This window comes from Oscillochloris sp. ZM17-4 (genome assembly GCF_019599295.1).
Taxonomy (GTDB): domain Bacteria; phylum Chloroflexota; class Chloroflexia; order Chloroflexales; family Chloroflexaceae; genus Oscillochloris.
On the sequence record NZ_JAIEWN010000014.1, the window covers coordinates 71,162 to 93,848 of the forward strand.

At 66.1% G+C, this 22,687-nt stretch carries 16 protein-coding genes; 7 read left to right on the top strand and 9 right to left on the bottom strand.

Going from position 1 to position 22,687, the window contains the following annotated elements:
* Positions 1-119 precede the first annotated feature (119 nt).
* The 3 genes from K2Z83_RS12560 to K2Z83_RS12570 all read right to left on the bottom strand — a co-directional run bounded on the left by K2Z83_RS12560 (position 120) and on the right by K2Z83_RS12570 (position 3,131).
* On the bottom strand, positions 120-1,814 hold the full coding sequence (locus K2Z83_RS12560) for a hypothetical protein (RefSeq protein WP_220595526.1): 1,695 nt from the start codon (positions 1,812-1,814) through the stop codon (positions 120-122).
* Between the two features lie 10 nt (positions 1,815-1,824).
* Positions 1,825-2,664, bottom strand: a complete 840-nt coding sequence (locus tag K2Z83_RS12565) for a cytochrome-c peroxidase (RefSeq protein ID WP_220595527.1) — start codon at positions 2,662-2,664, stop codon at positions 1,825-1,827.
* 101 nt (positions 2,665-2,765) lie between these two features.
* Positions 2,766-3,131 carry a type II toxin-antitoxin system Phd/YefM family antitoxin gene (locus tag K2Z83_RS12570; RefSeq protein ID WP_220595528.1) on the bottom strand — a complete coding sequence of 122 codons (366 nt, stop codon included), beginning with the start codon at positions 3,129-3,131 and terminating at the stop codon, positions 2,766-2,768.
* Between the two features lie 1,037 nt (positions 3,132-4,168).
* Here K2Z83_RS12570 and K2Z83_RS12575 point away from each other — a divergent pair.
* The 5 genes from K2Z83_RS12575 (at position 4,169) to K2Z83_RS12595 (ending at position 17,272) form a co-directional block, all read left to right on the top strand.
* Complete coding sequence (locus tag K2Z83_RS12575) at positions 4,169-4,309, top strand: hypothetical protein (RefSeq protein ID WP_220595529.1); 141 nt, start codon at positions 4,169-4,171, stop codon at positions 4,307-4,309.
* An 884-nt stretch (positions 4,310-5,193) separates the two neighbouring features.
* The gene (locus tag K2Z83_RS12580) at positions 5,194-6,819 is read left to right on the top strand and encodes a DapH/DapD/GlmU-related protein (protein WP_220595530.1); all 1,626 of its coding nucleotides are present in this window, start codon (positions 5,194-5,196) and stop codon (positions 6,817-6,819) included.
* Between the two features lie 3 nt (positions 6,820-6,822).
* Positions 6,823-7,770: a response regulator gene (locus K2Z83_RS12585; protein WP_220595531.1), complete on the top strand. Its 948-nt coding sequence runs from the start codon at positions 6,823-6,825 to the stop codon at positions 7,768-7,770.
* Positions 7,771-8,015: 245 nt separating this feature from the next.
* Positions 8,016-16,439, top strand: a complete 8,424-nt coding sequence (locus tag K2Z83_RS12590; RefSeq protein ID WP_220595532.1) for a GAF domain-containing protein — start codon at positions 8,016-8,018, stop codon at positions 16,437-16,439.
* Positions 16,436-17,272, top strand: coding sequence for an alpha/beta fold hydrolase (locus K2Z83_RS12595; RefSeq protein WP_220595533.1), 837 nt, complete (start codon positions 16,436-16,438; stop codon positions 17,270-17,272). Before K2Z83_RS12590 ends, K2Z83_RS12595 begins: the two co-directional genes overlap by 4 nt.
* A 100-nt stretch (positions 17,273-17,372) precedes the next feature.
* Here the strand turns inward: K2Z83_RS12595 and K2Z83_RS12600 are convergent, their stop codons facing one another.
* Positions 17,373-17,585, bottom strand: coding sequence for a heavy-metal-associated domain-containing protein (locus K2Z83_RS12600; protein WP_220595534.1), 213 nt, complete (start codon positions 17,583-17,585; stop codon positions 17,373-17,375).
* A 185-nt stretch (positions 17,586-17,770) separates the two neighbouring features.
* Between K2Z83_RS12600 and fni the strand changes: the two genes are divergently transcribed.
* Positions 17,771-18,811, top strand: coding sequence for a type 2 isopentenyl-diphosphate Delta-isomerase (gene fni, locus K2Z83_RS12605; protein ID WP_220595535.1), 1,041 nt, complete (start codon positions 17,771-17,773; stop codon positions 18,809-18,811).
* Positions 18,812-18,960: 149 nt separating this feature from the next.
* Positions 18,961-20,139 carry a DNA replication/repair protein RecF gene (gene recF, locus K2Z83_RS12610; RefSeq protein WP_220595536.1) on the top strand — a complete coding sequence of 393 codons (1,179 nt, stop codon included), beginning with the start codon at positions 18,961-18,963 and terminating at the stop codon, positions 20,137-20,139.
* 55 nt (positions 20,140-20,194) lie between these two features.
* Here the strand turns inward: recF and K2Z83_RS12615 are convergent, their stop codons facing one another.
* The 5 genes from K2Z83_RS12615 to uraD form a co-directional block, all read right to left on the bottom strand.
* On the bottom strand, positions 20,195-20,593 hold the full coding sequence (locus K2Z83_RS12615) for an OsmC family protein (protein WP_220595537.1): 399 nt from the start codon (positions 20,591-20,593) through the stop codon (positions 20,195-20,197).
* Between the two features lie 204 nt (positions 20,594-20,797).
* The gene (uraH, locus tag K2Z83_RS12620; RefSeq protein WP_220595538.1) at positions 20,798-21,151 is read right to left on the bottom strand and encodes a hydroxyisourate hydrolase; all 354 of its coding nucleotides are present in this window, start codon (positions 21,149-21,151) and stop codon (positions 20,798-20,800) included.
* Positions 21,151-21,906, bottom strand: a complete 756-nt coding sequence (locus tag K2Z83_RS12625) for a GNAT family N-acetyltransferase (protein WP_220595539.1) — start codon at positions 21,904-21,906, stop codon at positions 21,151-21,153. Before K2Z83_RS12625 ends, uraH begins: the two co-directional genes overlap by 1 nt.
* Positions 21,899-22,096: a hypothetical protein gene (locus K2Z83_RS12630; protein WP_220595540.1), complete on the bottom strand. Its 198-nt coding sequence runs from the start codon at positions 22,094-22,096 to the stop codon at positions 21,899-21,901. Before K2Z83_RS12630 ends, K2Z83_RS12625 begins: the two co-directional genes overlap by 8 nt.
* A 71-nt stretch (positions 22,097-22,167) precedes the next feature.
* Positions 22,168-22,686, bottom strand: coding sequence for a 2-oxo-4-hydroxy-4-carboxy-5-ureidoimidazoline decarboxylase (gene uraD / locus K2Z83_RS12635; RefSeq protein WP_220595541.1), 519 nt, complete (start codon positions 22,684-22,686; stop codon positions 22,168-22,170).
* Position 22,687 lies beyond the last annotated feature (1 nt).

The following is a 22,687-nucleotide window of genomic DNA, read 5'->3' on the forward strand; positions in this document are numbered from 1 at the left end:
ATGGTAGATTGTCCAGTACCTCCTGGCGCAAATCTGCGAGATCCTGAAGTGCGGCGAGCGTTGGTTCACGTGGCGATCCGGTGGTGAGCATGGTGTGCGGGCATCTGAAACCTCCACTGCTATGACCCTGGCTCACGCACGATCCGCACGCCGCTGTCGCAGGGCCAGATGTGCGGCACCAGCACGCCGTCCTTCAGCTCCATGTCGGCCCAGCAGCGCGCCCGCTCGGCGTTGGGGATCTGCGGCACGTACCAGAGCACGCTGTCGCCGGCCAGCGGCTCCGGCGGCGTCACAAACGCCTCTGGCCCCTGCTGAATATCCAGCCGGCAGCAGGTGCCGATGCTCGGCAGGTCGCCCTCGCCCTCGGCGGCCTTCGCCGCGCTCCAGAAGACATAGGCCAGCGTGGCGTCGCCCCACGCCGGAGTCACCCGCACGTCGCCGGCGACGAAGCCGCGATCGGCGCCGCCGGGCCAGGTCGCAGCGCCCTCGGTCGTGAGCGGCGTGGTCGTCTCTCCATCCATGCGGCTCAGGCCGGCGGCGGGCGGCGGGGCGATGCGCAGCACCGGGTGGTAGAGGCCATCCACACCGCAGCCCCGGCCATCGCTGCCCGCCAGCACCGTCAGCGCCCCATCGGGCGCGAAGGTCGCCGTGAAGGTGTACTGGTAGTTACACGCCTGCGGCCAGTTCGGCGAGCGGAAGATCATCTTCAGCGCGAAGCCGCCCTCCGCCTCGTCCGTGATCGTCGGCAGGCTATAGGGGATGATCGCCGCCGAGGAGAAGACCGGGCAGCCGACCGTATCGCTAAAGCCCACCCGCTGCCCGTCGCTGCCCGCCGCGTAGCCCACATGCCAGTCCACCATCTTGACCGAGGCGAGCAGCGGGCGGCCCTGGAAGGACACGTCGCGCAGCTCCAGGCCGTCCGAGCTGGTCAGCAGGTAGCTGGCCCGCCAGCCCTCCCGCTCCAGGGTCTGCGGCGTGTCGCAGAGCGGGGCGATCGCGTCGTCTTGCAGCGTGGCCTCGCTCACATCGCGGCGCTGCGAGAGCTGCCCCTGCTCCGTCCAGGTCGCCGCCCCGACGAGGCGCAGCTCGGTCAGGTCCACAATCACCCAGAGCGCCTGGGTGCCCCAGGCGAAGACCGGGCTCACGCAGAGGTGCCGGCTGCGCTCGCAGGGCGTGCCGATCAGATTGGTCTTGGTGGCGCTGGCGTAGTCCAGGGCCATCGTCGCGGTTGGCGGCACCCCGAGCGCCTGGGCCGTCTGCGGGCTGGCCACCGCGATCTGCGTGGCGAGGGCGGCCAGCTCCTGCGGGATCTCCGGCTGGCTGGCGGCGAGCGCCTGGACATCCACCACCTGATCGCGATCATCCACCACCACGGTCAGGCTGGTCGTATCGGGGTAGACGTAGATCACGACCCGCGTGCAGGCGCCGGGCGGGCAGGTGGCGGCCAAGGCGGCGGGCAGGTCGCCGGCGCGGGCCGGGCCGACGGCCATCACCTCGGCCAGCAGGCGCGCGCCGGATGCCAGGCTGGTCGCATCCTGAACCTGGGGGTCGGCGGCGGCGGCGCGCTGGGCCGCGTCGAGCGGGCCAGCTAGGCCGGGGCGCAGCAGGATGAAGGGCGCGGCGGCCAGGGCCGCGCGCCGCCGCTCCTGCTCGGCGCGGATGGCGGGCAGGTCGGGGGTGCGGCCATCGCCCAGCACAATGGCCGACGCTGCCGGGGGCTGCGGCCCTGGTGTCACCGATGATACGGCGGGCGCGGTGCTACAGCTGGACAGAGCGAGCAGCGCCAGGGAGAGGGCGAGCGCGATTCGGTGCATGGGGACTCCGCTACAGGCTTGATAGGTAGGATACGAGGTCGCGCAGTTCGGCGTCGGTGATCACGATTGGGCTCACCCCTCGGCTCACCCCCGGCCCCGGCGCGTTGCCGCCGCGCTGGTAGAAGCGCACCACCTCTTCGAGGGTGGCCGCGCTGCCGTCGTGGAAGTACGGCGCGGTCTGGGAGAGGCCGATCAGGCTCGGCACGCGGGCCTTCCCGCCGTTGCGGCTCAGGTCAGCGCTGACGCCCGTGTTGAGATACGCCTCGCTGCTCAGGGTCGCGCCCTGGTGGCAGCCGCCGCAGCCGACCTCGGCGAAGAGCGTCTGGCCCCGCGCCGCCGCCGGGGTCAGCGCGCCGGTGGGCGGGCTGGGGATGGTGCGGATGGCGGCGGCCAGCGCCTGCGCGGTGCGCTCCCAGGTGATCCCCTGGCCCGCGCCGGGGAAGGCCGCCGCGTAGGCCGCCCGCGCCTCCGGGTCGGCCCGCAGCCGATCCAGGGTCGCCTCAGCCAGCGGCCCCATCTCGCGGGGGTTGTCCAGCGGGCGCAGGATAAACGCCTCCAGACTCGGCACCTCGGGGGTGAACCAGCCGAAGGTGGTGCGCTCGGCCAGCCCGTAGAGGGTCGGGGTGTTGATACCGTCGGCGGTGGCGACGGGCTTCCCGTCGGCGTAGCCCTGGCCAGGCCGGTGGCAATCCAGACATGAGAAATTGCGGCCAACCGAGAGCCGCCGGTCGGCCAGCAGCCGCCAGCCGAGGGCGACCCGCGCCGTGTCCGGCGGGGGCGGGGCGGCGGCGTGGCCCAGCAGCCAGGCCGCGCCCAGGCAGATCAGGCCGAGGAGCAGCGCCCGCCTCATCGCTGCCCCTCCGTCAGCTCTGTTAGCACTTGTGCCGCAGCGCCACGGCGCGGGGGCTGTCCGCCTGTGGGCATGCCATCGTCTCTCTATCTGCGCAGCAGCTAGGCGACCACATCAGCCTTCGCGGCCTTGCGGCGTCGCGGGGCGGGACGTTCGGCGGCGGGGGCGACCTCCTCGGTGTCGTTGGCCGCTGCATCTTCCGGCAGCGCATCCACGATCGCGTCAGCGGCCTCTGGCTCAAGCGCAGGCTCCGGCTCGCCATGATGCTCGGCCAGGTCCTTCAGGGCGCTGAACAGCCCGATCGGGAGTAGCACCCCGGTCGGGTAGCCTTTCTGTGTGACGATCACCGGCTGGCTGGTTGCATTAGCGCGCTTGATCAGCGCCGCCAGCGATGAGGCTGCCTTGGAGATGGGTACGACACCTCGTTGAAGATCTACGTTCAGGTTCAGGTCCGCTCGGGTAGGCATTGACACATCCTCCTCATTGCGTGCTGTACGTTGAAGTGCAACTGGCGCTCTGTGTGCGCCGCATATCGATATCCTTTGTGTACGCATAGCATAGCATAGCATAGCATAGATACGCGATAGTCACTGGCATATATGAGTGTGTGGGTATAGCTGTTCACATGCGCGAAACTGACTGTTTCCGTAGCAGCCCCATGTGCAGATCTCTATGCTATATTTGGGCCAGTACACACAAAACCCCGCGCCTCCAGCAAACCGGCGTGCTAGCATAGGTGCGGGCGGAATGCCTCGCACCTGGGCTCGCATCCAGGCGGCCGCCCAGCGCACCAGGTTGGCCGCAAACACGGCAAAGGCCTCCTGGAGCTGCATCCCGATCGGCGAGCGCACCAGCGGGCGGCGCATGGTCAACACGGCCTACATCGAGCGGCTGAATGCCACGTTTCGCACATGGCTGCCCGCCTTGACCCGCCGCTCGCGTACCCCCCGCCCGGCAGGTGCCGCACCTCGAAGCCGCCATGTTCTGGATGGGCGTCGTGTACAACTTCTGCCGCATCCACACGGATCTCCAGGGAACGCCGGCGATGGCCGCCGATTTGATCGACCATGTCTGGTCTCTACGCGAACTACTGTACTGCCGAGTCAGGCGTGAGTAGCTCCACGCCGTTCTGACGCTGGAACCGCCCGCGTCGGCGGGCGGTTAGCCGGAGGCCCCCGCGCTGCGACGTCAGTCGTCAGCCGAGGCACCGACGCGCACAGGTTCACCCAGGGCTTATTCGCGCTAACAAATCGTTTTGAGCTGGGTTTATTCCGTAGGCGCCATCGCCCCGTGGCGGCGCATCATTCGTCTCCTACCACGATCATGCCACGACGCCGCTATCCCCATGAGCGTCCCGAGAACCCCTATGCTACAATGGATCCGCGTGCCTGCTACGCGGTGAATGCCCCTGACACCAGATGACGACGGAACACGCATGACCAGGCTTCTGCGATGCGTCGTGGGGAGCAGGCTCCATTTCATGGCTCGGAAGGAAGGTGATCGGATGACCACATCAACCTATGCTGAGCTGCTCAGCGTGGCGCGCTGCCTGCCCCTTGCCGAGCGGCTGCGGTTGGCGAGCGCATTGGTGAGCGAGGCCGCCGGTGAGGTCGCGCACTCCCCAGCCCGGCCCGATGACACCTGAGGAGGCGCTGACCGCCCTCGACACTGTGCGCGCGCACTTCACCACACAGGGCCCGGTCTCGCCGACCATTTTGGCAGCACCTGGGGCTTGACATATTCCGGGCCGAGTGTCCGAATTCCTTGAGCCATTATAGTTCTCACAGGATAGGTGATCCATCCCGATTTCCGTATGGGGAAGGCTCCCCGCTCCGGGGGGGACGGAGCGGGGAGGTCGAGGGTTTCAGGCCCGTCGAGGGGGGAGATCGACCGGCCGTACGCCCTCCGGCAGAGCGCGCCTGGCCGTAGCCTGGCGCAGTTGAAAGTTGGGGCTCATGGCCATAAGTAGCACCATACTTGGATGATAGCACACAAGGCCAAAAAGATCTTCACTACCTTTGATCGCACGCTGGTCGGTCGTGTCACCGCCATAGAGCCGCGCCTCCCCCGGTGGATTGTGGCCAGCATGTCTGCGATGTCAGTGAAAGTATAAATTTAGTTAAAGGCGCGCGCTATCCCACAATAGTCCTGCGTTCTTCCCACCTTCACCATTTCCTCCCGTACGACGGGGCGGCGTTGATGTGCGATTGTGACCGCCGATGCTCTATGCTAGGGGGCGACACAGGTGCCGTAGGGACACAGCACGCTGCGTCCCTACGGCGTCCCTACGGCGTATCGACGAGGCTCCTAATGCGCCAGAAGTCCTGTCTGCTTTCGTTGACTCAGTGTAGGGCAGGGTGTACAATATGTTAATGTGTTCCCTCATAAACCTCGCCGCTTTCTGTGTAATCTGAATGTAATCTACATTGCTTGTGATCGCACATCTCTACAGCATATAGTAGTAGCGTCATCGACAAGGGGGACGTTCTAACGCGCCTACTATGTTCTGCCTGCAGAAAGGGGCTGGCCATGCGGCGAATTATCATTCGAGACTTTTCTGTTGTCGAGCCATTCGCTGAGCCCGCCCGCGACCTGCGAATCCTCAACAAGCAGCTGTGGCTGATGCAGCGTGACCTGCTTAAGGCGTATTTCTCGCGGACAACCGAGGTTGAATCGCAGGAAGAGCTTGAGGAGCATATTACAAATAGCGATGAATCGCTTGTTGTGCATCGCGATAATCTCTTTTTTAACGCCGCGCTGATTGATACATTTATGGCTCGGGCGCAGGCCCTCGGCCGTCCGTGCCAGATTGCATTCCTGGCCAGCGATGATGCCCGGGGAGTCAAGGGCGATCCCAGCATCGAGCGCCACGCACTCCAGCTCTGCACCCATATTACCCGCCGCGATAATGTCACATATATCGATGGCGGCGCGGAGCAGATCGGCTCCGTCCATGTCGCCGATCTCTACTACTACCCCGAGGGTGCCCGTGGCGACCCTGTCCCGCTACTGGTCGAGACGATCAGCCGTGAGATGGGCTACTACCACATCCCGAGCTATATGGCCACCAAGGGCGATCTGACCTACCAGATCCCCGTCCGCGCCTTCCTCTCGATCGAGAGCTGGCTGCACGCGCTGATGGCCAATGTGCTCATGGGCGCCTTCTCGATGGCCGCCCAGCAGGACTCGCGCATGGAGAAGTCGCGGCTGAAGAATATCCTCCGCTGGACGAAGGAGGACTGGGATCTCTTCCCCGGTAAGATCCTCTTCTCGCTTAGGGCGTTCTGGGAGAAGCTCAACCCGCTGGAGGAGCAGTGGCGCAACCACTTCCTCTCGTCGCGTAGCCTGGTGAAGGTCGGGAAGCGCTGCTCGATCGACCCGACGGCGATTGTCCACGGGCCGACGACTATCGGCGACGATGTCTATATCGGGCCGGGCGTGGTGATCACCAACAGCATCATCGGCAATAATGTCAACGTGATGCAGGGCTCGCAGATTATGCTGAGCGTGGTGAGCGACCGCTGTTTCCTGCCATTTAACGCCGGGCTGTTTATGACCACCCTGATGGAGAATAGCATGGTGGCCCAGAATAGCACGCTCCAGCTGTGCATCGTGGGCCGCAACACATTCATCGGTGCCAATAATGTGTTCACCGACTTTAATCTCCAGGGCGAGCCGATCAAGATCGTTCATCAGGGCCGGATCGTTGAGATCAATCTGCCGGTGCTTGGCTCGGCCGTCGGCCATAACTGTAAGCTGGGCAGCGGGTTTGTGGTCTACCCGGGCCGCATGATAGAGTCAAATGCTGTTATAATCTTTGACAATGATGCGAACCTGATCCGCAAGACGGTGCCTGGCCACGATGTGGACGATATGGACCAGGCGACGGGCGAGCCGCGGCGGATCGTCTACCACTGGCCCAATGTGTATATCGACCCTGCCGATGGCGAACAGCGCGACGATAGATTGGAGGAGCCGCCCGCCGCAAGCATGTCACGCGCGCATACCAGCGAGTCGCTGGGCCAGCGCCAGCAGGGAGACACCATAGATCATATGCGCAGTACTTCTGCAAGCAATAGCAATCTCAGTGTCACTGACATGTCTGTTGTCCACGACCCATCAGCCGTCGGCGTCTCTGTAACACGAGGAGGATAGGCGGTGAGTAAAGAGCGAATACTGGTCGTTGAAGATCAGCCCGATATCTCTAGTCTGTTAAAGATCTACTTTACATCCCAGGGCTATGAGGTCTTTACCGCGATGCGCGGCCAGGTGGCGTTGGATATCTGTAGCAAGACACCGCCGAATCTGGCGCTGCTTGACGTAAACCTGCCCGATATGGAGGGCTATGATATTGGCAAGGCGCTCCGGGCAAGCCCCCGCACCCGCCATATCCCGATCATCTTCCTGACCGCCCGCGGCGAGCGTCGCGACCGGCTGATCGGCCTCGGCGAGGTGCAGGCCCAGTACTATATCGTCAAGCCCTTTGATATCGAAGAGGTCCACACGATCGTCAAGAATCAGCTTGAGGACGCCCGGCGCAAGAACCAGCTCCACCCGGTGACGAACCTGCCGACGGCCGAGCTGATCAACGACCAGCTGCGCCTGATGCTCACCACCCAGGGCTGGGGTATGGCGCTCGTGCATATCAATGGCTTCGAGACGTTCACGCAGTCCTATGGCTCGGTGGTCGGCGAGGATGTGCTGAAGTTCACCGCCCTGCTTATGAACGAGGTGCTCAATGACCTCGGCAGCAGCGAGGACTTTGTCGGCCAGATGGTGGTCGGCCCCGACTTTGTCGCCACCTCTGCCCCTGAGCGGCTGAAGGCGATCTGTGAGCGCCTGATCAGCCGCTTCGATGAGGAGATCGGCCTGCACTACAACTATAAGCACCGGAAGCAGGGGTATATCGACGTCCCCGATGACAATGGCAACATGCGACAGGCTCCCCTTATGTCGATCTCGATCGGCGTGCTCACCAGCCAGGATGGGCCGTTCTACGACATCCGTGAGCTGAGCGAGACGGCTGAGGAGACCCGTCAGCGCGCTGTGCAGCAGGCCCGCGAGCAGGGGCGGAAGAGCTGGGTTACCTACGGGCGTGTACGTTAAGGGCGGATGGCCGCACCGCCCGCCTGAGCCTGCTACCTGCTGCCGCACACATGGGGAGTTGTGGTCGCCTTATGGGCCGCGCTCCCCTTTGCTGTCTCAGATGGTCGCAGAATCCACCCGCGCTCACGTTTATTCTGAAAGAGCCTGGAGGAACAGCGGTGAGGGCACCGTAACACGCCCCCATCGGCCCTGTCGGACAGGTCAGCGCCGCCCCGGCGAATCCTGTGAGGAGCAACGCAGATACCATGGACTCTACGATCGCCTCGACGCCGGCTTATGGCTGGGAGCTGTTAGCACAACTGGCCGCCTGGGGACAGCAGGGTGCCGTCAGCGCCGACCCACGCGTATGCGCCGGCGAGCTGGCCGATCTGCTCGCACGCTACCTGCCTGTGCCCGCTGGCCTGGTTGAAATCGTCGAGCACGGCGTCGTGATTGGCTCGGCCACATGGGGCGAGGGTGGCGCCGATGTGCCGAATCAGCTCAGCCTGCACACTGATGAGGGCGAGATCGGGCGCTTGTATCTGCATGGCGCAAGCGCCCTCGACGCAAACTTCTCCGGCGCGCTCGTCGCGCAGCTGTCCCTGCTGCTCGCCTCGCGTCAGCGCGGGGCTGAGGCCGCGACGATCAACCAGCTGCGCGCCCTGATCAGCACAAGCCTTGAGTCGGTCGGCGTCCTGGACGTGCGGACACTGCTCGGCACGGTGCTCACCGAGGCCGTGCCGCTGCTCGGCCTCGGCAGCGCCGCGATCTATAGCGCCGAGGAGATCGACCAGCCGCTGAGCCTGGCCGCCGCGAGCGCGGGGGCCGATAGCTACCCGCCGATCATTGCGCGCGATGGGATGGATCTCGCCGCACGCGCGGCGGGTGAAGGCACGCCGCAGATCGGTGCGATCCAGGTGGCGGCGACCCGCCGGCGCGGCGCGGCTGGCGCTGCCCAGACGGTCGAGCACATGGCTATCGCGCTGCCACTCCTCGCCCACGATCAGCCATCAGGCGTGATGCTGGCGATCTTGCCCGATGGGGCGCACGAGCTGACCGACATCCAGATGCGTATGAGCGTGGCCTTCGCCGATCAAGCCACGCTTCTCCTGCGGAACGCCCGGCTGTTCAGCCAGCAGCAGCAGCGCGCCCGCGAGCTATTCGTCCTCTATGAGAACAGTAAGGCGATCAGCACCGGGGCGCAGATCGAGAGCACCCTCGACCGGGCGACCGAGAATATTGCCCTGGCCCTGGACGCTGAGTACTGCGCGGTGCGTCTGATCGAGCCGCAGCGCCCCGAGTCGCTGCAGACGATCGCGTCTTATGGGGAGAACGGCCGCGCCCATGGCGCGGATGGCGACCAGATCATCTTCCGGGAATCCGCCTTCCTGGCCCAGCTCGGCAAGGGCGACCCGCTCCTCCTCGAGGATGTGAGCGCGGCGGACTCCAACCCGCTCGCTGCGGCGCTCGCCGCCGAGGGCTGCCGCTCGGCCCTGCTCCTGCCGCTCCGATCCAAGGATCAGATGATCGGCCTGCTGACGATCGGCTACGAGCGCGCGCGCCGGCCGATCTCACAGTCAGAGCGGAACCTGGCCCAGGTGCTCGCCGCCCAGATCGCCACGGCGATCGCGAACCGGCGGCTCTATGTGGTGGAGCAGCAGCGCGCGGCCGAGCTTGAGCAGCTCCAGCGGATCAGCCAGCAGCTCAGCGCCGGCCACTCGCTCGATGAGACCCTTGACGCAATCCTCGATGGAGTCAAGTCGCTCGCCAACTTTAGTGGGGCGCGGATCGGCCTCTGGGATACGCAGAATCGTAGCCTGCTGATGGCCACGAGCTGCGGCCTGGACTCGCCCGCCAGCACGACGTCCGATAGCCTGAGCGCGTGGCTCGTCCGACACCAGCGTCCGCGTCTGATCGCCAACCTCGACTCGAGCGCCGCACATGCCGGCACGAGCCGCCAGGTCGTGCAGATCGCCCTGGAGGATGGTGGCACGGCCCGCTCCTATCTGGGCCTGCCAATGCGTACCGGCGACACGCTGGTCGGCATCCTTGAGCTTTTCGCGTCTGCCCCGGACTCCTTCTCTCCTGAGAACGAGCGGCTGATGAGCATCATCGCCGGCCAGTCGGCCCAGGCGATTGTGAATGCGACGCGCTATGAGCAGGCCGACATCAGCCTCCGGGCGCGCCTGGAGCAGCTGCGGGCGCTGCAGCGGGTGTCGAGCCAGCTGGCGATCACGCTCAACCAGAAGGAGATTCTGGCCTACGCCCTGGAGCAGGCGCTGCGGGCTACCGGTGCAACCCACGGCCTGATCGCGCTGCGGGCGGTCGATGAGGACGGCGGCGATGGGCAGGTGGCCCTGCGCTCGCTGGGCGGGCAGCAGGCCCCCGAGATCTACCGACGCACCCTCAGCACGATCTCCCTCGATAACGCCGCGCCCTGCCTGGTGGTTGAGGCCGTCGGCTATGCGGAGCCAACCCAGGATGCGCTGATCGGCTCGATCCTCGATAGCGCCGCCGCCACCGCCTACACCGCGATGCAGCGCCGCGAGCCGGAGCTGAGCGATCTGATCGGGGCCGGCGAGCGCAGCGCCGTGTATCTTCCCGACGCGGCCTCGGCCCTCGCCGCCCCGATCTTCTACCAGGCCGGCGTGGCCGGCGTGCTCCTGCTGCTCTCGCCCAAGCCGCGCAGCTTCGACCACGACGCGGTCGACTTCCTGCGCGCCCTCACCCACCAGGCTGCCGTCGGCATCGGCAACGCCCAGCGCTACGCCGAGCTCGAGCACCTCTCGCGCATGTTCCAGCGCCGCGCGTCCATGCTGAACGATGTGCTGGAGATCGGCCAGGCCCTGCGCGCCGACCGCTCGCTGGAGAATCTGCTCGAGCAGGTCGGCTATAGCGTGATCGACTCGGCTAACTTCCGCACCATCCTCTTCTGCCTGGCCGACCCCGACAATATCCACATGCTGCGCCCAGTGGCGGCCGCCGGCATCCCGCTCAACGAGCTGGATCACATCGGCGAGCGCCCGCTGCCCGAGTCGCTGGCGACGCGCTACCTCGACCCGCGCTTCCGCATCGGACGCAGTTACTTTGTGCCCGCCGAGGAGGCCACCGCCCTGGAGGTCGGCTTCAGCACCTCGGTCTTCAGCTACACCTCGTTCGACGACGAGCGACTCCCCGAGGAGTGGCAGCGCAACGACCGGCTCTGCGTGCCGCTCTACTCGGCCGAGGGCAACATGCTCGGCCTGATGTTCGCCAGCGACCCGCAGGACCGCCAGCGCCCGACGGCGCGCACGGTGGAGCCGCTGGAGATCTTCGCCGACCAGTCGGCGATCGCGATCGAGAACTACCACCTGCTGCGCGACGCCCGCGCCCGCGCCGAGCAGATGGCCGCCCTCTTCCAGGTGGGAAGCGCCGCCACCAGCACCACCGACCTTGACACGCTCCTGAACCGGGTCTACCAGGAGATCGTGGCCTACCTGGGGACGCCGAGCTTCTTCTTCGTGGCCCGCTATGAGCCCGAGCGCCAGCGGCTGCGCTTCGAGCAGTTCTTGCGCCAGGGCGAGAGCCTGCCCAGCTACCATAAGGTGTCGATAGCGAAGACCGGCCTGAGCGGGCTGATCATTGACACCGGAAAGCCGCTGCTGATCAATGATATGCAGGCCGACGCGGCAATGCGCGAGCAGTCGGTCATGCTCACCGAGAACGCCGAGGAGGTGCGCTCCTGGCTGGGCATGCCGCTGATCAGCCAGGGCCGCGTGATCGGCGTGCTGAGCGTGCAGGACTTTGCGCCGAACGCCTTCTCTGAGCGCGACCAGCAGTTCCTCAGCGCGCTGGCCAGCCAGCTGGCGATCGCGCTGGAGAACGCCCGCCTGTTCGCCGAGCGCGAGCGGCGGATCGCCGAGCTCGATGTGATCAACCAGATCGGCCGGATCACTAGCTCGACGCTTGATCTTCCGCTGATGCTGCGCCGGGTCTACGACCAGCTCTTCGTCTCGCTGGAGATGGACTCCTTCTACATCTTTGTCTATGACGATCAGGTCGGCGAGATCCTGCTCTCGTACGAGGTGGACGATGACGGCGACCTGATCAATAGCGTGGTGCGCACACCCACAGAGGGGAGCCTGACCGACCACATCATTCGCACACGCCAGCCGCTCCAGTTCCAGAACCTGGCGAAAGAGCACGAGGCGCATGGGTTTCGGCCCGTGCGGTTCGGCAGCCAGCGCAGATCAGCCGCCTGGCTCGGCGTGCCGCTGATGGTTGGCGATGAGCGTGTGGTGGGCGTGATGGGGGTGATGAGCTACGCGCCCAATATCTACGGCGAGCGCGAGCAGTCGTTCCTGACGACGGTCGCCAACCAGCTGGCCCTGGGTGTGCAGAACGCCCGCCTGCTGGCCCAGGCCCGCGCGCAGGTTGAGCAGCTCGACCTGCTGAACCGCGTCTCGGCCACGGCCGCCACCGAGACGGATGTGCAGCAGATCTACCAGCGCATTGTGGACGCGATGGCCGAGGCCACCGGCGTTGATCAGGCCCGCCTGGTGCTCTACGACCGCAAGGCCGGCCAGGCCACCGCCGTCGCCGAGCACGTGCCGACCAGCGTCATCGAGACGATCAGCATCCCGCTGCCCAACAACCCCTCGGTGGAGTGGCTCGACACCCATAAGATGCCCTTCGTCTCGGACAATGCCCAGCACGACCCCATGCTGGCACTATCGCACAAGACCTTCCGCGCCATGGACATCCGCTCGATCGCCCTGATCCCGCTGGTGATGAACAGCGAGGTGATCGGTGCCGTCGGGCTGGACTTCATCGGCCGCACAGGTAGCTTTCGGCCACAGGCCCTCGACCTCTGCCAGACGATCGCCAACCAGATCACCGCCGCCATTGCCCGCACTCAGGCCTTTGCGGCGGCCAAGACGAGCGCGAACGCCCTGAGCATGAAGGTGGGTGAGCTGAGCACCCTGCTCGATGCGGCGCGCATCCTCTCCTCGCTGCTGCAGCCCGATGAGGTGCTGGTCAAGCTGATGGAGCTGGTGAGCCGCCAGCTGAGCGTCACCACGGTGGCCCTGTGGACGATCGACGGCACCATGCTCATCCCGGCGGCGCTGGACGGAATCCCGATCGAGCGCGGGCGCACCATGCGCGTGCCGGTGGGCCAGGGCCATACCGGACGGGTCGCCGAGACGGGTATGCCGCTGATTATCGACGACGTGCGCACGCAGGGCGGCTCGCTCTACCCGCGCTACGAGCGCGATAACAACCTCGTCTCCTTTATGGGCGTGCCGGTGATCTACCGCGAGCGCATCATCGGCGTGCTCAGTGTGATGAGCAACTACCCGCGCAGCTTCAGCGACGATGAGATGCTGCTGCTGGTGGGCCTGGCTGACCAGGCGGCGACGGCGCTCGAGAACGCCCGGCTGTTCCAGGAGCGCGAGCGGCGGATCAGCGAGCTCTCGTCGATCAACGCGATTAGCGCGGCGGTGAACGCGACTCTTGAGCAGCAGGATCTGCTGGAGCGGCTGCACCATGGCATCAGCGAGATCCTGGATGTTAGTACCTCGATCATCGCCATCTACGACGAGGCCACCGATGTCCTGAGCTACCCGGTGATCTATGACCGCGGCATACGCGAGTACCTCGACCCTGCGCCCCTACGCAATGGCACGAATGCCTGGGCCATCCGCAACCGCAAGCCGCTGCTCTTGTACAGCCTGAGCGAGGCGCAGGCGATGGGCCTGGTGGTGGACGAAGCGCGCGTCGGTAGCGCCGATCGGGTCGAGGAGTCGTATTTGGTCACTCCGATCATCTTTGGCAGCAAGGTGCTCGGCGTGATCAACATCCAGAGCTATGAGCAGCGGGCCTTCGATGAGAACGATCTGCGCTTCCTGACGACGGTGGCTAACCAGGCTGCCGTGGCGATCAATAACGCCATCCTCTTCAGCGAGACGCGCCAGAACGCCCAGGAGATGACGACCCTCTTCGAGGTGACGCAGAACCTCTCGGGTACGCTCGACCCTGATGAGACGCAGCTGCTGGTGGCAGAGTCGGCCTTGCGCCTGATCGGCGTGGAGATGTGTGCGGTGATCCAGTTCAACCAGCACGGCCAGATCGGGAGGCAGGTGCTGATGGACCGTGGCGAGCTGATTGAGAATCTCGACCTCGGGTTTCGCCTGAACGGCATCACCGGCCAGCTGCTTGAGCGCGATCAGCCCCTCGCCATCAGCGACCTGAGCGCGCTCGACAGCAGCATCCTGAGCCGCCAGGTGATCGACTACGGCATCCGCAGCGCCCTCGGCGTGGTGATCGGCTCGCACGATGATCGTATGGGCGTACTCTGGGTCGGCGCACGGCTCAACCACGAGTGGAGTGATCGCCAGATCTCGCTGATCTCTATCCTGGCCAACCAGGCCAGCCAGGCGCTCAAGAGCGCCCAGCTTTACCAGATGGAGCAGCAGCGCCGGCGGCTCGCCGACACCCTGCGCGATGTGGCCCAGTCGTTTACCAGCACTCTGGCCCTGAGCGAGATCCAGACCCTGATCTTTGATCAGCTGGCTCGCGTGGTACACTATGACAGCGCGGTCGTCTTGCTGCGCGATGAGGGCTACGGCCACCTGCAGATCACCGAGGCGCGTGGCATCGGGGACGCGCGCCTGCTCGGCGCTGTCTTTGAGGTAGAGGAGATCCCGCTCTTTCAGGGGATGGCCCTGGAGCGCAGGCCGGTGATGATTGTAGACACGCAGTCTGACGCGCGCTTGATCACCATGCAGCAGCTCGGCTGGGATGTGCGCGCGTGGATCGGCGCGCCGCTGCTGGTGGATAATGAGCTCGTGGGGCTGCTCGCCATCGGCTCGAATACGCCGTACGCCTACGATGATGAGGCCGTCGAGATGACCTTCGCCCTGGCCAGCCAGGCCAGCCAGGCCATCCAGAACGCCCGCCTGTTCGACCAGATCAGCAACCTGGCCGCCGACCTGGAGCGACGTGTCTCCGAGCGCACCGCCGAGCTTGAGCAGGCCACGCGCCAGCTTTCTGAGGAGAAGGATCGTCTGGAGGCAGTCCACGAGATTACCCTGGAGCTGACCACGCAGCTCGACCTGGACAGCGTCATCCAGCGAGCGCTGGAGCTGATCTCCGAGAACCTGGGCGTCGCCCGCGGCTCGATCATGCTGCGCGATACCGAGAGCGGCGCGCTCACCTGCCGGGCGGTGCTCTTCGACCGCGGCGACGTACACGGGACGAACATCCCGCTCTCGTTTAGCGGCAGCGAGGGCTTGTCGGGCTGGGTGATGCGCTCCCAGGAGGCAGTGAATATCGCCGATGTGCTGTTCGATGATCGCTGGGTGCAGGAGCCGGGTCGAGCCGATGATGTGCGCTCGGCTGCCGCTGTGCCGCTGAAGACGAGCGACGCCGCCCTGGGCGTGCTGGTGCTCTCGAGCCCCGAGGTCAGCTACTTCACCGACTCACAGATGAACCTGCTGGGCACGATCGCCAGCGTGGTGGCCTCGGCGGTGAGCAACGCCCAGCTCTACAGCTTCATCACTGAGCTGGCCACCCGCAACTCGGTGCTGCTTGAGGAGCAGCGCGAGGAGAGCTCGAAGAGCGCCGCCGTGTTCCGCTCCGTGACGGAGGGCGTGATCGTGCTCGATACCCAGGGACAGGTGACGCTCTTTAATCCGGCGGCCGAGCAGGTGCTGGAGATTCCCGCCGAGGCGCTGATCGGCCAGCCGATCGAGTGGCTGTCAACCTACGGCGAGGGCGAGACTCAGCACAAGCGGGCGCAGACGATCTACACCGGGCTGATGAATGGGCTGAAGCAGGTGAGTCAGAGCCGGGGGATCTACCGCACCTCGCTCGATCTGACTGACCCGAGCCAGGTGATCGCACTCAACATCGCCCCGGTGCTCGGGCCGGGCGGGCAGGACTACGGCGATGTGATGGTGCTGCGCGACATCACCCGCGAGATCGAGGCCGATGAGGCCAAGCGGCAGTTCATCTCCGATGTGAGCCACGAGTTGCGCACGCCGCTCACCGCGATCAAGGGCTATGTGGACGTGCTGCTGCTCAGCGGCACCCAGTCGCTCAGCGAGGATCAGGTGAGCTACCTGGGGATCATTAAGAATAATACCAACCGCCTGAAGGCGCTGATCGAGGACATCCTGGAGTTCTCACGGCCTGACGCATCGAAGAAGCTCAATTTCTCGCCGATCTCCATCACTGATGTGATCAACGAGGCCGTGCAGGCGATGCGCCTAGAGTATGAGCGCAAGTCGATGACGGTGGCGGTGGATATGCCGAGCAGTCTGCCGATGGTGATGGCTGACCAGAAGCGGATCACGCAGGTCGTGTTTAACTTGTTCTCAAACGCGGTAAAATATACCTTCGAGGGCGGACGGATCCAGGTTCGCGCATTCCTGAACCGCGCGAACATGCTGCAGGTCGATGTCGAGGACACTGGCGTCGGTATGTCGCCCGACCAGCGGAAGAAGCTGTTCCGGCCCTTCTACCGCGCCGACAACCCGCTGCGCGATGTGGCGGGCGGCACTGGGCTGGGGCTGTCGATCGCCAAGGCGCTGATCGAGCAGCACGGTGGCGAGATGTGGGTAACCAGTGAGATCGGGAGGGGGAGCACATTCAGCTTCATTATCCCACTCCAGCAGATCGACGTGAGCGTTGAAGAGGACGACGAGTGAGCGCAATCCACCTCGACAACCGGCTGGTCCACTATGAGGTCTTCGGACGCGGACAGCCGATCATATTTCTCCATAGCTGGCTCGGCTCATGGCGCTACTGGGTGCCTACCATGGACCTAGCCTCGGAGCGCTATCGCGCCTACGCCCTTGACTTCTGGGGCTACGGCGAGAGCGACCGCCGCGGCACGCAGTTCACTATCTCGGGCTATGTGGATATGCTCAACCGCTTCATGGATCAGATGGGCATCCCGCAGGCGAACCTAGTGGGCCACGGTATGGGCGGCATGGTGGCTATCCGCGCGGCCCGCGAGAAGCCCGAGCGATTCACGAAGGTGATGACGGTCTGCACGCCGCTCTACGGGCAGGTGCTCAGCGGCCATATTAGGCCGGGCACCTTCTCGAAGCTCCTCGGCCGCAGCCAGCCGGCGAATGTGTGGGCGAAGCTGATCCGCTCGATCCCGATCGCCGACGCCGAGGTGCAGAAGGAGCTCTATGAGGACACCGAGGGCCTGAGCGAGGAGGTGCTCTCCAGTGTGCAGGAGTCGCTGCTCGACACGGACCTACGGCCGACTCTGGCGACCCTGGCGGTGCCGCTGCTGGCGGTCTACGGCGGCAAGGATACGATCGTCACCGATGAGCACGCGCTGTTTCTGAATGACCCAAGTGATCGACCGACCCAGCTGATCACGCTGCCGCGGGCGAACCACTTCCCCTTCCTGGAGCAGTCGAACACTTTCTCGCGCCTCCTGCTCGACTTCCTGGTCTCCCAGGGGTCGCCGGTGGAGATTAAGGAGGAGTGGCGGCGGCGGGTGAACCAGCGGGAGTATCTGTAGAGCGCTGAGCCACTGAAGCACTGAATCACTGAAGCATTGAAGCACTGAAGTGCTGAAGCGCTGAACAGGAGGCCCAGGCGCATGCGCGCCTGGGCCTCGCTCATGCTAGCACCGCTACGCTGTAGCCGGCATCACGCATGACCTGGATGATTGTCGCTAGGCTCGCCTCATCATTGCGCTCAATGCGCACCGTGTGGTCGGCGAGGTTGACGGCCACCCGAACTACCCCTGGCAGCGCCCGCAGCAAATCTTGGACCACCCGCCTGTCGTGCTCGGCGCGCATGCCGTCCACCCGTAAAATCTCTCGTGTCATCTGGTGTATCTCCCTAGAGCACTGAGCCACTGAGCTGCTAATCGGTGGACGCGCGTTAGCCGCCGAGAGTTGCAGTGAGTCCGCTCAGTGCCTCAGCGCCTCAGTGATCCAGGTTTGACGCCCCCCCGCTTTGCTGGTATGATCCGCCCGTTACCCGCAATCGACATATTGACAAGGAGCGCGCGATGCCGGACGAGGGTCCGACGGAGGGGCGCAAGGTCGATCATATCCGGATCGTGCTGAACGAGGATGTGGCCGCCAAGGGCGTGTCTACGGGCTTCGCCTCCTACCGTCTGCCGCACACATCTATCCCCGAGCTGGATCTGGCCGAGATCGACACCCGGACGATCTTCCTGGGCAAGCCGGTGCGCGCGCCGCTGCTGATCAGCTCGATGACGGGCGGGGCCGGCGAGGCCGAGCGGATCAATCTGGCGCTGGCCGAGGCTGCTGAGCACCTGGGGCTAGCCATGGGCGTCGGCTCGCAGCGCGCCGCCGTGGCCGACTCGCGGCTGGCCGCGACCTACCAGGTGCGCCGGGTGGCCCCGAGCATCCCGCTGATGGCGAACCTCGGCGCAGTGCAGCTGAACTACGGCTACGGCGTGGAGCAGTGCCGGCGCGCGGTGGAGATGATCGAGGCCGACGCGCTGATCCTGCACCTCAACCCGCTCCAGGAGGCCGTGCAGCCCGAGGGCGACACCAACTTTAAAGGGCTGCTGGCGAAGATCGCACAGGTCTGCCAGGCCCTTGAGGTGCCGGTGATCGTCAAGGAGGTGGGCAACGGCATCGGCGCGGCCGACGCGCGGCGGCTCGCCGACTGCGGGGTGTGGGCGATCGATGTGGCCGGGGCCGGCGGCACGAGCTGGAGCGAGGTGGAGCGCTTCCGCCAGCCCGGCGATCTGGGCCGGCGGGTGGCCGGGGCCTTCGCCGACTGGGGCACCTCGACGGCCGACTGCATTCGCCAGGTGCGGGCCGCCCTTCCTGACGTGACGATCATCGGCTCTGGCGGTATCCGCAGCGGGGTCGACGTGGCCAAGGCGATCGCGCTGGGCGCCGATATGGCCGGCACCGCCAAGCCCGCCCTAGTCGACTCGATCAGCGAGCGCGGCGCCGAGGCGGTGGTCGAGGGGCTTGAGGGATTCCTGCGCGAGCTGCGCGTGGCGATGTTCTGTAGCGGCTGCGCCGACCTGCGCGCGCTGCGCGCGCTGCAGGTCGGCGCAGCCACGTAGGGCTATCGCCCTAAAACCCTTCATCTATTTGGTTGAAATGCCAGCTTCGCTGGCATTTCAACCAAATAGATGATCATTATCGGGGCCTGCGGCAACGCCACCCTCGGAGGGAGAGCGAGGGAGGGCCAAGCCCTCCCTGGAACCCGCCCATGCACGTCTCCCAGCTGAGCCTGCGCGACTTCCGCAACTACCAGCGGCTCGACCTTGAGGTTGCGCCGGGGATCAGCCTGCTCTATGGTCCGAACGCCGCTGGCAAGACGAGCGTGCTGGAGGCGCTGTTCTACCTGGCCACCACCCGCTCGCCGCGGATCAGCGCGGACCGCGAGCTGGTGCGCTGGGACGCGGCGGGCGAGGCTGGGGTGACGCCCTTTGCCCGTGTGGCCGCCGAGGTGCTGCGGGATGCCGGCAAGGTGCGGCTGGAGGTGATCGTGCAGCGCCGCGCCGATGAGGACGGCCAGCTCACCAACACCTCGCAGAAGCTGGTGCGGATTAATAAGCGCCCGGCCCGCGCGATCGACCTGGTGGGCCAGCTGCGCGTGGTGCTGTTCACCCCCGCCGACCTGACCCTGGTGGATGGCCCGCCCGTCGAGCGCCGCCGCTACCTCGACATCACTCTCTCACAGCTCGACCCGCACTATGTGCGCACCCTGGCCCAGTACCAGAAGATCGTGCAGCAGCGCAACAGTCTGCTGCGGGCCTGGCGCGAGCGCCGCCGACCGCAGCGCGGCGTGGACGATGAGCTTGCCTACTGGGACCAGGAGCTCTCGGCAGCGGGCGGCTACCTGCTGGCCGAGCGCCTGCGCGCCGTGGCCGAGCTGAATGTGATCGTCGGCCCGCTCTTCTGCGCGATTAGCGGTGAGGATTCGCCCCTACTGATCGAGTACCGGGCCAGCATGGCCCTCGATGGGGCGCACGACTCCGGCGGGCTCGCCCAGCGCATCGCCCAGGAGCTCAGGGCCACCCGCCGCGATGAGCTGGCCCGCGGGCAGACCCTGATCGGCCCGCACCGCGACGACCTGGGCTTCACGGTGGCCGGGATCGACCTGGGGCGCTACGGGTCGCGCGGGCAGCAGCGCAGCGTCACCCTGGCCCTGAAGCTGGGCGAGGCCGACCTGATGCGCCAGCGCAGCGATGATGCCCCGGTGCTGCTGCTCGACGATATGCTGAGCGAGCTAGACGCGCGCCGGCGCACACATCTGCTTGAGGCGATCCGCCGGCCCGCGCAGCAGACGCTGCTGAGCGCCACGGACCTGAGCGACTTCGGGGCCGAGTTCCTGGGGGCGATCACGCGGCTGCGCGTGGAGGGCGGGCAGGTCTACCCTGGGTAGCTGGACGGCCCGCGCCCTCAGTGAGGGCGCGGGCCGTCGCCCTAAGGCCCGCTCGCTACTCGACCACCGCCTCGAAGCTCACCTCGATCTCGGGCGAGAGCGAGGCCCGCACCGAGCAGTACTTGTTGAGCGACAAGTCGATCGCGCGGCTCAGCTGATCCAGCTCCATGCCCTCAGCCGACGCCGCGTAGCGCAGGTGGATGCGCGTGAAGGCCCATGGCGCCTTCTCGGCCTGCTCGGCTGTCACCGTGACCTTCAGCTTTGACAGATCCAGCCGGCGCTTACCGATGATCTCGACCACATCGTGGGCTGAGCAGCCGGCTAGGGCCATCAGCATGGCCTCTGAGGGCTTCACCCCAATATCGTCCTTGGATGAGAACACGGCGCTGTGGCCGCCGCTGTCCACCGCCAGATAGCGCTGGCGCTCGATCCATGTGAGTTCCACCTGGGCCATACTGACACCTCCCCTTTTACTTCTGCGGGTCATCATACTCAGTGTAGCGTCTCGCGCCCCGCCTCTGGGTGAACACCCCGCCCGTCAGGGTGGAGATATCGCCACATACCCCCCCCAGGTATTGTAGGTTCAGGAGGAGGACTCGCTCTCCCTACGATGAATGATCTAAGAGAGAAGCAAAGCCCCTCCCTAGACCCGCCGCGCTCACGACCCCCGGTAGGTCGAGTAGGTCCACGGCGAGGCCAGCAGGGGCACGTGGTAGTGGCCGGCGGGGTCGGCGATGCCGAAGCGGATGGGGATAATGTCGAGGAAGGGCGGCTCGGGCAGCGCCGCGTCGGCGGCGGCGAAGTAGGAGCCCAGGGCGAAGCGCAGCTCGTAGACGCCGGGCGTCAGATCATCGCCGGCGAGCAGCGGGGCGTCGGTGCGCCCGTCGGCGTTGGTCGTCGCCTCGGCCACGAGCGCCTCGCCCGCGGCGCCCAGCCGGTAGAGGGCGAGGCGCACGCCGGCGGCCGGGCGGCCGTGTGCGGTGTCGAGCACGTGGGTGGTCAGCCGGCCCATCAGGCCACCTCCTTCTCGTAGTAGGTGTACTGGTACAGGGTGCGGAAGCCCAGCCCGGCGTAGAGGGCTAGCGCAGGCTGGTTGATGCTGTAGGCCTGGAGGTAGCCCCGCACAGCCCCGCATTTCTCCGCCCAGGCCGTGAGGTCGCCCAGCAGGGCGTGAGCTAGGCCGCGCCGGCGGAAGGCGGGCCGGGTGGCCACATTAAACACGCCCAGACAGCCGCGCTCGACCACGCCGAGGGCCACGGCGGCGATCTGGTCGCCCTCCGTGATCGCGGCGAACCCGGTGCGCGGGGTGATCCGCTGGAGCATCTCGCGGCGAACGGCGATCTTGACCGGGTCGGTCTCGCCCTCACCCTCGATGTAGGCGGCCAGCCAGTCATCATCGAGTACCTCCGACACCTGCGCCCGCCCGGCGGCCCTGGCGCGCATCGGCCCCAGCGGGCCGACCTGCACGTATGTGGCCGGGGTGGCGCGGTAGCCCCGGGCCAGCAGCAGATCGGCCAGGCCCACGGGCCGGCTGGCCGGGCAGAGCTGGAAGCGGCAGGGCTGCCCGTAGCTGGCGTAGAACGCCTCGGTTAGCGACAGACGCTCTTGCAGCCCCGTCCATCGGGCGTCGTGCGCGGCCAGCACCGAGTTGGCGCGCCGGGTCACTCCACCGTTATAGCGCAGCCGCCAGCCATCGATCTCCTGGATCATAGCGGCGGGCACGGCGTTCGCCGCCAGCTCTTCGATGAGGGCGATATCATCAGGCATAGGCGATATGGGGGGGTAAGGGAGCGAATAGCAGCGACGTCGGCGTGGCGGTCGGCCCGCCGTCGGTCGCGCTCGTCCCGGCGAACAGCACGTCGCCAATCGCCACGATCACGAGCAGCAGCACGCAGACGATCAGGATGGCCATCGACCAGCGCGCGCCGCTGGCGGGGGGCGTCTTTTGTGTGGTCATCGAAGCGTGTCTCTCCTCATAACTGACCCTGTACGTGGGGCGGTGTCGGCATCGCCCCACGTACAAGCGGACTACTCAGTGACAGCATCCTGGAGGCGCAGCCAGGCGATCTTGGCGATCTCGTCCAGTGCGACGGCGATCTCCTGCTCACGGGTATTGGCGAGGCGGGCAGGGAATGCCGCCAGGATGGCGGCCTTCTTATGCTCGCGGGCGCAGATCACGAAGGGGAATCCGAACCGTGTGCGGTAGGTCGTGTTGAAGGCATCGAACTGGGCGGCCTCGTCGGGCGAGAGCGCGTCGAGGCCGGCGGCCAGCTGCTCCTGGGTCGAGTCGGCGCCGAGCTGCCCGGCGCGGGCCATGCGTCCGGCCAGGTCGGGGTGGGCGCGGATCAGGGCCAGCTGTCGCTCCTGGCCGGAGGCCCCCACCGTCGCGCAGAGGGCGGCGTGGAGGGCGGCCAGGTCGGCGAAGGGGCGCGCGGGCCAGGTGGCCGCCGCGATCCAGGGCGAGTGCTCGAAGGCGTGGCCGATGGCCGCGACGAAGCCGGCCTCGTCGCGGCCGTTCAGCTCGCCCATGGTGATCGGCTCCGGCATC

What these genes read in the sequence shown, in the direction of transcription:
- K2Z83_RS12560 (WP_220595526.1), bottom strand. Translation starts at nt 1,814, where the DNA reads ATGCACCGAATCGCGCTCGCCCTCTCCCTGGCGCTGCTCGCTCTGTCC.
- K2Z83_RS12565 (WP_220595527.1), bottom strand. Translation starts at nt 2,664, where the DNA reads ATGAGGCGGGCGCTGCTCCTCGGCCTGATCTGCCTGGGCGCGGCCTGG.
- K2Z83_RS12570 (WP_220595528.1), bottom strand. Translation starts at nt 3,131, where the DNA reads ATGCCTACCCGAGCGGACCTGAACCTGAACGTAGATCTTCAACGAGGT.
- K2Z83_RS12575 (WP_220595529.1), top strand. Translation starts at nt 4,169, where the DNA reads ATGACCACATCAACCTATGCTGAGCTGCTCAGCGTGGCGCGCTGCCTG.
- K2Z83_RS12580 (WP_220595530.1), top strand. Translation starts at nt 5,194, where the DNA reads ATGCGGCGAATTATCATTCGAGACTTTTCTGTTGTCGAGCCATTCGCT.
- K2Z83_RS12590 (WP_220595532.1), top strand. Translation starts at nt 8,016, where the DNA reads ATGGACTCTACGATCGCCTCGACGCCGGCTTATGGCTGGGAGCTGTTA.
- K2Z83_RS12600 (WP_220595534.1), bottom strand. Translation starts at nt 17,585, where the DNA reads ATGACACGAGAGATTTTACGGGTGGACGGCATGCGCGCCGAGCACGAC.
- fni (WP_220595535.1), top strand. Translation starts at nt 17,771, where the DNA reads ATGCCGGACGAGGGTCCGACGGAGGGGCGCAAGGTCGATCATATCCGG.
- recF (WP_220595536.1), top strand. Translation starts at nt 18,961, where the DNA reads ATGCACGTCTCCCAGCTGAGCCTGCGCGACTTCCGCAACTACCAGCGG.
- K2Z83_RS12615 (WP_220595537.1), bottom strand. Translation starts at nt 20,593, where the DNA reads ATGGCCCAGGTGGAACTCACATGGATCGAGCGCCAGCGCTATCTGGCG.
- uraH (WP_220595538.1), bottom strand. Translation starts at nt 21,151, where the DNA reads ATGGGCCGGCTGACCACCCACGTGCTCGACACCGCACACGGCCGCCCG.
- K2Z83_RS12625 (WP_220595539.1), bottom strand. Translation starts at nt 21,906, where the DNA reads ATGCCTGATGATATCGCCCTCATCGAAGAGCTGGCGGCGAACGCCGTG.
- K2Z83_RS12630 (WP_220595540.1), bottom strand. Translation starts at nt 22,096, where the DNA reads ATGACCACACAAAAGACGCCCCCCGCCAGCGGCGCGCGCTGGTCGATG.
- uraD (WP_220595541.1), bottom strand. Translation starts at nt 22,686, where the DNA reads ATGCCGGAGCCGATCACCATGGGCGAGCTGAACGGCCGCGACGAGGCC.